7 protein-coding genes are annotated in these 13,084 nt (G+C 69.7%); 5 read left to right on the top strand and 2 right to left on the bottom strand.

The features are described 5' to 3' along the window. Window positions 1-29: 29 nt before the first annotated feature. Both GQ56_RS39255 and GQ56_RS40080 read right to left on the bottom strand, forming a co-directional pair. The gene (locus tag GQ56_RS39255; protein ID WP_052001056.1) at window positions 30-1,073 is read right to left on the bottom strand and encodes an aminotransferase class I/II-fold pyridoxal phosphate-dependent enzyme; all 1,044 of its coding nucleotides are present in this window, start codon (window positions 1,071-1,073) and stop codon (window positions 30-32) included. Then, window positions 1,066-2,019, bottom strand: coding sequence for a helix-turn-helix transcriptional regulator (locus tag GQ56_RS40080; protein WP_052007233.1), 954 nt, complete (start codon window positions 2,017-2,019; stop codon window positions 1,066-1,068). Before GQ56_RS40080 ends, GQ56_RS39255 begins: the two co-directional genes overlap by 8 nt. 244 nt (window positions 2,020-2,263) lie before the next feature. Here GQ56_RS40080 and GQ56_RS0108465 point away from each other — a divergent pair, with 244 nt between their 5' ends. The 5 genes from GQ56_RS0108465 to GQ56_RS0108445 all read left to right on the top strand — a co-directional run bounded on the left by GQ56_RS0108465 (window position 2,264) and on the right by GQ56_RS0108445 (window position 13,078). After that, complete coding sequence (locus GQ56_RS0108465) at window positions 2,264-4,291, top strand: CoA transferase (protein WP_152601703.1); 2,028 nt, start codon at window positions 2,264-2,266, stop codon at window positions 4,289-4,291. Next, entirely contained in the window at window positions 4,288-7,032 is a 2,745-nt protein-coding gene (locus GQ56_RS40075; protein ID WP_052007232.1) for an AMP-binding protein, read from the top strand. The genes GQ56_RS0108465 and GQ56_RS40075 overlap by 4 nt, the downstream gene beginning before the upstream one ends. 75 nt (window positions 7,033-7,107) lie before the next feature. After that, window positions 7,108-8,847, top strand: coding sequence for an ABC transporter ATP-binding protein/permease (locus GQ56_RS0108455; protein ID WP_031398244.1), 1,740 nt, complete (start codon window positions 7,108-7,110; stop codon window positions 8,845-8,847). After that, the gene (locus tag GQ56_RS0108450) at window positions 8,844-10,628 is read left to right on the top strand and encodes an ABC transporter ATP-binding protein (protein WP_031398243.1); all 1,785 of its coding nucleotides are present in this window, start codon (window positions 8,844-8,846) and stop codon (window positions 10,626-10,628) included. Before GQ56_RS0108455 ends, GQ56_RS0108450 begins: the two co-directional genes overlap by 4 nt. A gap of 254 nt (window positions 10,629-10,882) precedes the next feature. After that, a complete protein-coding gene (locus GQ56_RS0108445) occupies window positions 10,883-13,078 on the top strand; it encodes a TonB-dependent receptor (protein WP_031398242.1) in 2,196 nt (731 codons plus the stop codon). Window positions 13,079-13,084: the final 6 nt, after the last annotated feature.

Genomic DNA, 13,084 nt, shown 5'->3' with positions numbered 1-13,084 from the left:
ACGGAATGAGGGGGGAGAGTGGGGCATGCTCAGGCAGCGTCGCGCCCGACCGGCTCGGCGAGCACGTGTACGAGCGCCTCTTTCAGCGCCGCCATCTCGTCGCGCGTGCCGATCGTGATGCGCATCCAGTTCGGCATGTCGGGCCAATTGCGTCCGACGTGCACGCCGCGCGCGGCGAGCGCCGCGATCACGGGCGGCCCGGGGCGGCCGAGATCGACCATCACGCAGTTCGAGCGCGAAGGCAGGCACGTGAGGCCGCGCGCGGCGAACCAGCGGATCAGGTCGTCGCGGCCGGCTGCCGTGTATGCCTTGCGCTCGCCGAGCCGGTCGCGCAGCGCAAGGCTCGCGAGGGCCGCGGCGGTGGCCGGCACCGACACGTCGTGCGGCGGCATGGTGTGGATGCACCCGATGGCGTCGGGTTGCGCGACCGCATAGCCGAGCCGCAGGCCGGCCATCCCGTAGATCTTCGAAAATGTGCGCGCGACGATCAGCCCCGGGTCCGTACGTACCGCGTCGAGCATCGACGGCTCGTCGCTGTATTCGATATACGCCTCGTCGACGAGCACGGTCGTGCCGGGCCAGCGATCGCTGAGCAGGCGTCGCAGCGCGCCGTGCGGGGTCACGGTGCCGGTCGGGTTGTTCGGGTTGGCGACATAGATCAGTCCGCGCGGCGCCGCCTCGCACATCGCGGCAACGTCGTGCGCGCCGTCCGCGCGGAGCGGTACGCGGCGCACGGGCCGGTTCGCGAGCCGGGCGGCCTGCTCGCAGACAGGGTAGCCGGGGCTGGCGAGCACGAGCGGCGCATCGGGCGCGGTGAACGCGAGCGTCGCGTAATGCAGCGCGCGATTCGAGCCCGGATACAGCGACACCCAGCCGGTGGGCACGTCGTGCGCGGCGGCGATCGCTTCGCGCAGCCGTTCGACGAGCGGGAACTGGTAGCGGCCTGCCTCGGCGAGCACGCGCGCGGCGGCGGCTTCGGCTTCGTCGAACGGTCCGAACGGCGATTCGTTGAGGTTCAGGAAAATCTCGCACCGGCCGGCGGCGCGGGCGGGTGTGGCATGCAGGTCAGTCATGGCTGGCACATTCGGCGGATCGGGGAAGGGCTCGGCAGGATCGGTTGCCGAGGACGGATTTCGGCGTGCATCCGAAGAAACGCGTAAAGGCGGCGCTGAGATTGCTCGGATGCTGGTAGCCGACGCGATAAGCTGTCTCGGCCACCTGGTGGCCGGCTTCGAGCAGTTCCTGCGCGCGGTGCATCCGCAGTTCAAGCAGGTGCTGCGCGGGGCTCGTGCCGTAGGCCTGACGGAAGCACTCCTTCAGCTTGTATTCGCTGATGCCGAGCGAGGCCGACAGGTACGCGTTGTTGAGCGGCTTGTCGAGGTGGGTGCGCATGAACGCCTCGATATGCGCGAGCTTGTCGAGGTCGCGCGCGCCGAGGCGACTGGTTCGCGCGGGTGCCGGCGCGATCGTGTGCAACTGGTCGGCGAGCAGGCTCAGCGCGTGGATGCGCAGGCTCAGGCCATCCTGCTGCAGCAGGTCGGGGTTGCGGAAGAAACGCAGGTGTGGGCTCGTGCCGTTCGCCGTGAATGCAACCTGCCGGAATCCTTCGAAATGACCGAGCATCGGGCCGAGCAGTTCGCGGCAACGGTCCTCGCCGACGAAGCTCGACAGCGTGCTTTCCGATACGACAAGCCGCAGTTGCCGCACGAGCCGGTTCGCCGCGAAGCGGCGTTCGCCGCCGCCGCTGCGGAACACCGACACCGTTGTGTGACCGGACGAGAACGGCAGACGTTCGCCGCGCCGGTCGCAGAATTCGGAGTCGCCTTCGAGCCCGATCGCGACGACAAGCTGGCGTTCGGCGCCGTCGTGGCTGCAGGCCTCGGTCAACTCGCGCTCCGACAGCACGCTTGAGCGGACGACCGAGAAGCCGGGTTCGCAATTGAGGCGTTCGACCGCGTAGCTGCCGCATTCGGCGTCTCCGCGTGCGACGGTCCAGGTCTGGTTTGGGGCGACGTCCATTGGGGACGCGCTGGGTATGGTCAGTGCGTGCATCCGAACAACTCCTCTCAGGTTCTCCACGGCAGACCGGACGGCTCGTATGAGTCTCAAACGCCTCGATGGCCGCAAGACTAGCTACAAAGTTTTTGGGATGGAACGGCTTCATCCGGCCCGCATATGAAATTCGCCGACATACATACGAAATGAGAATTATTCTCATTCAACCGTAAAATATCATTGTGGATGTCGACCATCAACCGATGGCGTGGCTGCCGGACAAGCGGGAAACGGTGCGTTTCCTCAGGTCGGGGCCAGATCTATATCCATGCCTATGACTGACGTTGAACGAAATGCCGCGAGCCTCGCGGCGCCGCCGCTGGGTGGCGTGCGGCTGACGCTGCCGGCGGCGTCGCCCGGCTTCGCGCCGGCGCAAGCCGCGCTGCGTCGGCGGATGGTGGCGCTGGGCGTGCAGTGTGCTCCGCTGCCGCTCGCTTGCGCGTTGCCTGACGGCGGGGCAGCCGCTGATGGCGCGATTCACGCGCGTCTTGCCGATGCGTCGGGCGCGCGCGTCGATGTTTCGCTACGAGGCTGGCCGGCGGCCGTCGCTCCCGTGTCCGATGCGCTGCTGCAGGCCGCGACCGGCATCACGGGCTGGCATGCGCGTGCGGTGCATGCGTGGCGGCCGCTTGGTGTCGACTACGTGTCGACGCTCGCCGCGTCGCTCGCGTCCGTGTCGGCGCTGTCCGCACTGGCTGCCCAGCGCGGACGCGACGGCGCGCTGCCTGCCGCGCTGTCGCTGTGTCTTGCCGATGCGGCGCTGTTCGCGATGGGCCAATACCTCGCGATGGATCACGTCGGGCAGCCCGCGCAGCAGCCGCGCGATGCGAACGATCGTCCGCCGCCGTTCGAGAGTGGCGACGGCGTGCGCTTCGAGCTCGAAGCGCTCGACCCGGACGCGTGGGGGCGCTTCTGGCGGCGAGTGGCGGCAGGCGAGGACGACATCGCTGCCGGGTGGCGTCCGTTCATGCTGCGCTACACGCAGGCGCTTGCGCCGCTGCCGGTCGGCCTGTTCCGCGCGGCGGCCCGGTTCGACTATGCGTCGCTGGGCGCGATCGCACGCGAGACGGGTACCTACGTGAGCGCGGTGCGCGACGCGGCCGCGCTGCGCGACGATCCGCGCGACGCGCGCTGGCGCGCGGGTGGCCCGTGGCAATTCGATCCTGCGGCCGAACCGGCCAGTGCGCGAACGTTCGCGCGCGGCAATGTGCCGGCGGTGCACGACCGGCCGCTCGCCGGCATCACGGTGCTCGAATCCTGCCGGCTGATCCAGGGGCCGCTCGCCGGGCACGTGTTGCGCCTGCTCGGCGCGCGCGTGCTCAAGATCGAGCCGCCCGGCGGCGATCCGATGCGTGGGATGCCCCCTTTCGCGGGCGGCGTGTCCGCGCATTTCGATGCCATCAACCGCGGCAAGGAATGCGTCGAACTCGACCTCCGTACGCGCGCCGGGCGCGACCGCGTGCTCGAGCTCGCGCGCGACGCTGACGTGTTCCTGCACAACTGGGCACCCGGCCGCGCTGTGCGGCTCGAACTGACGGCGGCCGATTTCGCGGCGGTCGCACCAGCGCTCGTCTATGTATCGGCGTCGGGCGCCGGGCGCGAGCCAGCGCCCGACGATCCGGTCGGTACCGACTTCATGGTGCAGGCGCACAGCGGCCTGGCGTCTCTGATCGGCGGCCCGCATGGAAGCGGCGGCGCGCTGCTGACGCTGGTCGACGTGCTCGGCGGCGTCGCGGCGGCTGAGGGCGTGGCCGCTGCGCTCTACGCGCGCGCTGTCGATGGCCGCGCGCGCGGGTTCGATTCCGCTATGACGGGTGCCGCGGCGCTGCTCGTCGCGCATGAGCACGAGGTGGCGGTCGCGATGCGGCGTAACGATGCCGCGCCGCTCGTCGCGGCGCTGGGCCTGCCGGCCGCGTACGCGACGCGCGACGGCCGCCTGATGATCGATGTGCCGCCCGGCGAACGTGGCGCGGCGCGCATTGCGACGCTGTGCGGGGTCGTGCATGGCACGGTGCCGGACGATGCAGCCGAGCGTCTCGCTGCGGCGCTCGCGATGCACGACACCACGCACTGGCAGCACGAATTCGCCGCGCACGACGTGCCGGCCGTCGCTATCGCGCCCGACGCAGCCTGCGTCGCCACCCATTCTCTGCTGACGGGCAGCGTGCGACGCGAAGCCGATCGCCTGTCCGTCGCCTGTCCCTGGACCTTCACTCACACCGAGACGCTTCGATGACATTCGACTCCACGCTTTCCGCCGCCCGCTCGTGCGACGCCGTTCCGGAATCCGGTGCCGTACGCGATCATGTGCCAGCCCCGCTGCGGCGCGCCTGGGCTGACGCCGGCATTTACGCCGGTCGCGACCTGTTCGGGGCGTTCGCGGGCTACGCAGATGCGCACCCGCTCGCACTCGCGGTGTCCGACGGCGGCATCGCGCTCACCTATGCGCAACTGCGCGTGCGCAGCCTCGGGCTCGCAGCCGCGCTGCACGCAAGCGGCGTGCGCATGGGCGACGTCGTCGCGGTCAATCTGCCGAACGGCTGGCGTGCCTGCGCGGTCGACCTGGCCGCCGCCGCGCTCGGCGCGATCGTATTGCCTTACCCGATCGGTCGCAAGCGGCACGAGAGCCGCGCGCTGCTCTCGAAGTCGGCCGCGAAAGTGCTGATCTGCCAGCGGCGGGTGGGCGACATCGACTACGTAGCGCTGGTCGACGGGTTGCGCGACGAACTGCCTGCGCTCGAACGCGTGTTCGTGCATGGCGCGCGTTATCTCGACTGGCCCGACCTCGATCGCTGCTGGGAGTTCGAACCGTATCCGTATCGGGCGGGCGTGCTCGATCCGGACGGCCCGGTGCGGCTGATCGCGTCGTCGGGCTCGGAGGCCGAGCCGAAGCTCGTGCTGTATTCGCACAACGGCCTGATCGGCGGGCAGGCATCGTACCTGAAGAGTCTCGGCGCCGATGTTTCGTCGATACGCGCGATGTTCTGCGTGTCGCTCGCGTCGCCGTTCGGCTCGCTCGGCACGTCGTGCACGCTCGCGGCGCTCGGCGGAGCGCTCGTCAATCTCGAGCGGTTCGAGCCGACTGCCGCGCTGCTCTCGGTCGCCGCGCTGCGCGTCACGCACCTGTTCGCCGGACCGAACATGGTCGACATGCTGCTTGAAAGCCCGCTGCTTGTGGACGGAGGGGCCGACGCGCCCGACCTGTCGTCGCTGAAGGCGATCGTCAGCGGTGGCTCGGCGCTGAGCGCGGAGACCGCTCGGCGTGTGCGCGACGTGATCGGCTGCTCTCTGATCCAGTCGTACGGCTCGGCAGACGGTGTCGCATGCCACACCGCGCTGGACGACGATTTAGATACGGTTGTCGCGACGGTCGGGCGTCCCGATCCGGCGGTCGTCACGGTGCGGATCGTCGATGAGGCGGGTGCAGACGTCGACCCGGGCGACGAGGGAGAGATCTGGGCGCGCGGGCCGATGACGCCGATGGGCTACTACGGTGCGCCGGGGCTGGATGAACGCAATCGCGCGGCGGACGGCTGGGTGCGATTGGGCGATCGCGGCCGGATGGACTCGGCCGGTTACCTGCAGATCGTCGGCCGACGGGCGGACATCGTGTTGCGTAACGGCGTGAAGATCAACCTCGTTGAGATCGAGATGCTTCTGCACGGGCATCCCGACGTCGCGGACGTGGCCGTCGTGCAGGCGGCCGGCGACGCAACTGGGGTGCGGCTCTGCGCTTGCGTCGTGCCGCGCGCGGGTCGCCCGGCGCCGACGCTCGACGCGGTCAACCGCTTCCTGTTCGACGACGCGGGCGTGGAAAGCTGCAAGCGCGTCGACGCGGTCGTGCCCTGCCCGCGGCTGCCGCTCGCGCCGTCGGGCAAGGTTGACCGCGCGATGCTCGCGCGCGAGGTCGCGACCGCGCAGGCTGCGCTCGCGACCTGCTTGCCGGGCGCGCAACCCGCACTGTCCGCGGCACCGATCCTCGATCTGCTGATGGGCGTCGAGCGCGCCGGCGTGCTGCGCGCGGCGATCGAGCTGCGCGTATTCGACCGGCTGGCGGCCGGCCCGCGCGGCGCGGCCGAGCTGGCCGGAGAACTGCGGGCCAGTGCGCGCGGAATACGGATCCTGCTCGATGCGCTGGCCGGGCTTGCGCTCGTCGATCATGATGCCGTGCAGGCATGCTATGCGCTGAATCCGACGTCGCAGCGCTTTCTCGTGACCGCATCGCCGCATTACATCGGCGGCCTGTCGAGCGTCTACACGGCCGATCTGATGTGGGACACGTTCCGGCATTTCAGGGAGGCCGTCGTGGCGGGTGGCAGCGTGCTGCCGTCGAGCCTCGAGGCGGCGGATCACCCGTACTGGCAGGAATTCGCGGTCGGCATTGCGAACACAAGCCGGCGTACCGCGCAACGCGTCGCGGATCTGCTCGCACCGTGGGCTGCCGTGCGCCGTTCGGTTGCGGTGCTCGATCTCGGCTGCGGCAACGGCATCTACGGTTTCACATTCGCGCAGGCGCAGCCGAAGGCGATCGTGTGCGGCGTCGACTGGCCGTCGATCCACGACGCATGTGCGCGCACCGCGCATGAATTCGGGGTCGAGGCGCGTGCGCGGTTCGTCGGCGGTGACCTGTTCGACGTCGAGATCCCGGGGCAGTACGACCTCGTCATCATGAGCCAGATCCTCCATCACTTCGATGAGGACGCATGCCGTCGGCTGCTCGCTCGCGCATGCAGTTGCCTCGCGCCCGGCGGGCGGATCGCGGTCTGCGATTTCATGATCTCCGACGCGCCTCCAGCGAGCGAACCCGTGCCGCGTCTGTTCGCAGCACAGATGCTTGGACTTACGCAGGCGGGCGATTGCTATCCGGTTGCCGCCGTCAGGGCGCTGCTCGCCGAGCAGGGGCTCGTCGACATCACGGCCACGCCGCTGAAGGGCGTGCCCGTGCACTGCGTGACGGGCGACCGCGCGGCCGGCTGACCAGCGCGTTGCATCCATGCCATGGTGGTGCGGTCCGATCCCAATCGATAAGGTATCCATATTAAGGAGAATCAGATGCAAACTCAGTTGTGGCGGCTCGCGGGAGTCGTTTATGCCGATATCGCGGCGAGCGTCGCGATCGGGCTGGCCGTTACCGCATGCCACGCGGCCCAGGCACTGTGCCTCGCGTTCGGGATCGTGGCCGTGCTGTCCGGCACGCCGCCGTCTGGCGTGTTCGGTTGGGCGCTTGGTTTCGCGCTGTTCGCGCTTGTGCGGATCGCGCTGATGTGGGCCGGTGAAGTTGCCGCGCTGCGCACCGCGAGCCGCACCAAGGCGCGGCTGCGCGCGCGGTTGCTGCCGCAGGCGCTGGCGCTCGGCGCGGACGGCGGCGCGGGCCGCACCGCCGAACTGCAGAACACCATCGTCGGCGGTGTCGAAGCGCTCGAGACGTATTACGGTCGCTACATCCCGGCCGTCTGCGTCGCGCTTGTCGGCTGTACCGGCGTGATCGGCGTCGTCGCGTGGCTCGATCCGCTATCTGCCGGCGTGCTCGCCGTCTGCGTGCTGGCGGTGCCCGTGGTCGATCGTGTGTGGCTGCGGCTGTGCCGGCCGAAGGCATCGGGGCTGATGGCATCGATGGGGCGTTTCGGTGCGACGATGCTCGACAGCCTGCAGGGCATCGTCACGCTGAAGGCGTTCGACGTGGCCGGTACGCGCCGCGCGGCACTGGTTGCCGCGGCGGCCGAATTGCGCCGCGAGGCGATGGAGATTCTTTACGCCACGCTGATGCGCAATGGCGTGACGGGCCTGTTCGGGCTCGGCTGCATCGCGCTGATCGCGGCGCTCAACGCGTCGCGCGCGGCGTCGGGTGCGCTGCCTGCGACGACCGCGCTGATCACGCTGTTTCTGGCGCGCGAGGCGTTCCGGCCGGTCGACCGGCTCGACAAGACGTTCCACATCGCGTGGGGCGCCGCGAGCGCGGCCGCGCCGGTCGCTGCGCTGCTCGATGCCGAACCGCCGGTGCGCGAGCCTGCGTCGCCGCGCGCGCCGGGTGCGCGCTCCGACATCGCATTCGACGACGTGACGTTCGCATGGCCGGGCAGCGATCGCCCCGCACTCGAGCGCGTATCGCTCGCGGTCGGCGAGCGCGAATTCGTCGGCGTCGTCGGACCGTCGGGGGCCGGCAAGTCGACACTCGGTGCGTTGCTGATGCGGATGGCCGATCCGCAGCGCGGCGCCGTGCGGATCGGCGGCATCGACCTGCGCGATCTGCCGCTGGCGGAGATGCGTGCGCAGGTCAGCGCGGTGTTTCAGGACATCGTGCTGTTTCACGGCAGCATCGAGGACAACCTGCGGTTCGCGCGTCCCGACGCGGACGCGCAAGCGATCCGCGACGCGGCGCGCGTCGCGCACATCCACGATTTCATCGAAAGCCTGCCGCGTGGCTATGCGACCGCGGTCGGCGAACGCGGCGCGCAACTGTCGGGCGGCCAGCGACAGCGGCTCGCGATCGCACGTGCGTGGCTGAAGGGCGCGCCGGTCCTGCTGCTCGACGAGGCGACCTCGAATGTCGATCCGGCGAGCGAGCAGGCGATCCAGGCGTCGATCGAGGCGTTCGCCGGACAGCGCGCGCTCGTCGTGATCGCGCATCGCCTCGCGACGGTGCGGCACGCGGACCGGATCGTCGTCGTCGATGACGGCCGGATCGTCGAGGAAGGCAATCACGACGCATTGACGGCGCGCGGCGGACTGTATGCGCGTCTGCTGGCCGCACAGGATGCACACGCCGGCGCATCGCAGGAGAAAACCGCATGAGCACGACCTCGACAACGATCCGAGATCGCGCGGCGGCGCCGCGCGACGATGCGCCGCGCACGCGCAGCGGATGGGCGGACCTGATGCGGCTCGCCGGCGGGCAGGAACGGCTGATGGTGCTGACGATCGTCGCGACGGTTCTTGCACAGGGCGGGATGGTCGCGACGCTCGCGACCTGTGCGTGGCTGGTCGGGGTGGCGGTCACCGGCGGGGCCGTCGCGCAGTGGCAGCCCGGCCTGTGGGTGCTTGCCGCGGCGGTGGTCGCGGGCGCGGGCGGTCGCTGGTGGCAGGCGCACGTATCGCACGAATTCGCGTTCGCGCTGATCGAGACGATGCAGATCGGCATCTACGACGGGCTCGACCGCGCGGCGCCGGGTTCCGTAGCCGGGCGCCGCACGGGCGAGCTCGCGGCGACGGCGACGCGCGACGCGCAGGCAATGGAACATTTCTTCGCGCACACGCTTGCCGACGCGATCGCGGCGGGCGTCGTACCGCTGCTGGCGCTCGTGGTGCTCGCGTTCGTGCAGCCGTGGTTGACGCTTGCGCTGCTGCCGTTCCTGCCGCTGCTCGCCTCGGTGCCGTTCTGGCTCGGCGATCGTGCGCACCGCCAGGGCCGCAAGCTCGCGGAAGCGGCTGCGCGGCTCGATGCCGACGTGATTGAAGGGATCCAGGGGCGCAAGGAGATCGCGCTGTTCGGCCAGGCAGGCGCGTGGCTCGACCGCGTCGCGTCGCGCGTGGCCGAGATGGAGAACGAACAGCGCCGCTACGGCGTGCGTGCGGGGCTCGAGCAGGCCGCGATCGAACTGCTGCAGGCGTGTGCGTTGCTCGCCGCGCTCCTGGCCGGCGCGGTGCTGGTCCAGAACGGGCTGCTCGCCGGCGCGTTGCTGCCGTGCGCGGTCGTACTGGTTGGCGCCGCGTTGATCCCGCTTGCCGAAGTCGCGCAGGCCGCGCGCAAGCTCGGCGAGCTGAAGGCCGGTGCGGAGCGCATTCTCGCGATTCAGCGGCAGCCCGTGCAGATCGTCGACCACGGCAGCGCGGAGCCGGGCGACGCGACGGTCCGCTTCGAGCAGGCCGGGTTCGCGTACGACGGCGCGCACGCGCCGGCGCTGAGCGGTGTCGATCTCGATGTGAAGCCGGCCGAGACGGTCGCGCTCGTCGGTGCGTCGGGCGCGGGCAAGAGCACGTGTGTGAGCCTGCTGTTGCGCTTCCGGGACGTACAGTCGGGACGGGTGACGCTCGGTGGTGTCGACGTGCGCGACATCCCGGTCGCGCGGCTGCGGCAGCTCGTGTCGGTGGTGCCGCAGGATGTGTACCTGTTCGACGATTCCATCGCGAACAACATCCGCCTCGGGCGGCCGGACGCGAGCGACGCGGACATCGAGCAGGCCGCGCGCGATGCGCAGGCTCACGACTTCATCGCCGCGTTGCCGAACGGTTATGACACGCGCTGCGGCGAGCGTGGCGCGCGGCTGTCAGGCGGCCAGCGACAGCGGATCGCGATCGCGCGCGCGCTGTTGCGCGACAGCCCCGTGCTCGTGCTCGATGAAGCGTCGTCGAGCCTCGACACTGAAAGCGAGCGCGCGTTCCACGACGCGCTCGCGCGGCTGCGACGGCGTCGCACGGTGCTGATGATCGCGCACCGGCCGTCGACGATCCGCCAGGCTGACCGCATCGTCGTGCTCGATGAAGGCCGCGTCGTCGAGCAGGGCACGCACGCCGAACTCGTCGCGCGCCACGGACGCTATGCGCGCCTGATTGCCCGCGATGCCGGGCACGCGTGAATCTCATCACCCATTGCAACCACCACGCTTCACGGGGTTCGCGGCGAGGCCGTTGCCGGTCCGTCGCGGACGGAGCATCAGCAGAGGAAGGCTTCATGAATCGTCGTTGCAGTCGCACCGCCCGGACTCGCCGGGCGACTTCTCGTATCGCTTCACCGGATCGATTCGCCGGTCATTCCGTCCATTCACGGAACGTTTCACCGGTGGGCGTCGCAGAATCCACCGATGCCGGGTTACGCATCAAGGTCTCGTCGATGGTGCCGCTGTCGCTTGCGCTGGCTGCCGCGTTGGCGCCGACGCCAGCCGCGCACGCAGCTGAAACAGCGACGCCGGCGGCGGCCCGGTCGTCTGCTTCCGCTTCGTCCGATGCGGTCGACGGCTCGCAGCTCGAAGCGGTGACGATCACCGCGCGCCGTCACAGCGAATCGCGACAGAAGGTGCCGGTCAGCGTGACGGCCGTGAGCGGTGCGGATCTCGCGGTCGATGCAGCGCCGTCGGCCGGCAATGCGGGCCTGGCGCGCTCGGTGCCGAATCTCGCGTTCGCGGATATCGGCGCGACCTATGCGAACGTGTTCAGCATCCGCGGCGTCGGCTCCTTCATGCCGCTCGCAGCCGACGACGAATCGGTCGTGATGTACGTGAACGACGTGCCGCGCGCGACCACCGGGGCGCCGCCGACCTTCATGGACGTCGACCGCGTCGAGGTGCTGCGCGGCCCGCAGGGCACGCTGTTCGGCCGCAATACGCAGGGCGGCGCGATCAACGTGATCACGAAGCAGCCGACCTTCAAGCGGGAATTCTCGGCCACCGCGGAAGCCGGCACGCACGGTCGCTGGCTCGGCGAGGTGATTGGCAACGGGGCGGTGTCGGACGATGTCGCCGCGCGCGTCGCGGTGCGGATGTCGAATCTGAACGGCAACGTGCCGAACCTCGCGACGGGCGGCACCGACGGGCGCGTGAAGATCGGCGCCGCGCGCGGCACGGTGCTGTGGGTGATCGACGACCATACGTCGGTCACTGTGTCGGGTTTCGTCGACCAGACCGAGACCACCGCGCCGCGCTTCGTGCTGTTGCAGAATCCCGCGTTCCCGCAGGTCGAGCTGAATCCGTCCACGTTCAGCCGCTGGCGCGACGCGGGCGGCAGCGTGCGGGTCGACCGCGAGTTCGAGCGCTTCAAGTTCACGTCGCTGACGAGCTACCAGGATTCGCGCAACGTCCAGCAGTTCGACCTGACCGACGGGCTCATCTATTCGGCACTGTCGAAGCGGCCGGCGACCGTGTTCGACGTGCCGGGCGCGGACTACACCGAGATGCATTTCGGCGAAACGACGTTCCAGCAGGAGATGCGGCTGAATTCGCGCGACGACAGCCCCGTGATGTGGACGGCCGGGCTCAACTATTTCCATTCGCGCTTTACGAACGACTCGTCGGCGATTGCGTCGCCGGCCGCGTTCAATTTCGTGACGACGCAGAACGGTCAGCAGCACAACCGCATCAATACCGACAGCGTGTCGCTGTTCGGCGAGGCGAGCTGGCCGCTCACGGCCCGGCTGAAGGCGATCACGGGCGTGCGCGCGACCTACGAACGCAAGGACGCGCGCTATGCGTTCGACGGCAACGGCAATCCGAAGGTCGTGAGCCGATTCCGCGAGGAAGACAGCCTGAGCGACACGTTCGTCACCGGCCGCGCCGGCCTGACGTTCGACTGGACCGATACGCTGATGACCTACGCGACCGTGTCGCGTGGCGAGGCATCGGCCGGGTTCCCGGCCGTGACCGTGAACGGGCCGCAAGGCCGGCGCGAGTCGTCGTTTCCGGCGTCGACGAGCTGGGCCTACGAGCTTGGCTTCAAGTCGCTGTGGCTCGACCGGCGGCTCAGCGTCGACGGTTCGGTGTTCTACAACGACGTGAAGAACGGCCACCTCGTCGCGTTCTTCCCGTCGAACGGGTTGTTCATGCCCGCGTCGCTCGACTACCGGACCTACGGCGCGGAGCTCGAACTCGGCGCGAAGGTATCGCGCTACGTGCGGTTGACGGCAGGGCTCGGTTATACGCAGGGCGAACTGCGCGCGGTGCCCGCCGGCGATGTGACGGGCGCGCGGTCGGGCAACCGGCTGCCGAACGTGCCGCGCACGACGGCCAGCCTCGGCGTGCATGGCGAACTGCCCGGCGGCACGGTTGGCATGCCGGGACGCTTCAACGCGGACGCGGCGTGGCAATTCGTCGGCTCGCGCGCGGTCGACGTACGCAACAGCTTCAATCTCGCCGCGTACAGCGTGGTCAACCTGCGGGTCGGCTGGACGTACCGGAACTGGACGCTGTACGGGTTCGCAGAGAACCTGCTCGATCGTCGCTACGTCGTCGCGGGGCAGAGCTGGGCGCCGGGCGTCGGATCGGTGCGCGTCGGGCAGCCGCGCGTCGTCGGCATCGGCATCACGACGAAGCTTTGACAGGAG

This window comes from Burkholderia paludis (assembly GCF_000732615.1).
Classification (GTDB): Bacteria; Pseudomonadota; Gammaproteobacteria; order Burkholderiales; family Burkholderiaceae; genus Burkholderia; species Burkholderia paludis.
This window is presented reverse-complemented; position numbering and strand designations above follow the sequence as displayed.

Coding starts and splice junctions, on each gene's coding strand:
- GQ56_RS40075 (WP_052007232.1), top strand. CDS start 4,288: ATGACATTCGACTCCACGCTTTCCGCCGCCCGCTCGTGCGACGCCGTT.
- GQ56_RS39255 (WP_052001056.1), bottom strand. CDS start 1,073: ATGACTGACCTGCATGCCACACCCGCCCGCGCCGCCGGCCGGTGCGAG.
- GQ56_RS0108450 (WP_031398243.1), top strand. CDS start 8,844: ATGAGCACGACCTCGACAACGATCCGAGATCGCGCGGCGGCGCCGCGC.
- GQ56_RS0108445 (WP_031398242.1), top strand. CDS start 10,883: ATGGTGCCGCTGTCGCTTGCGCTGGCTGCCGCGTTGGCGCCGACGCCA.
- GQ56_RS40080 (WP_052007233.1), bottom strand. CDS start 2,019: ATGGACGTCGCCCCAAACCAGACCTGGACCGTCGCACGCGGAGACGCC.
- GQ56_RS0108455 (WP_031398244.1), top strand. CDS start 7,108: ATGCAAACTCAGTTGTGGCGGCTCGCGGGAGTCGTTTATGCCGATATC.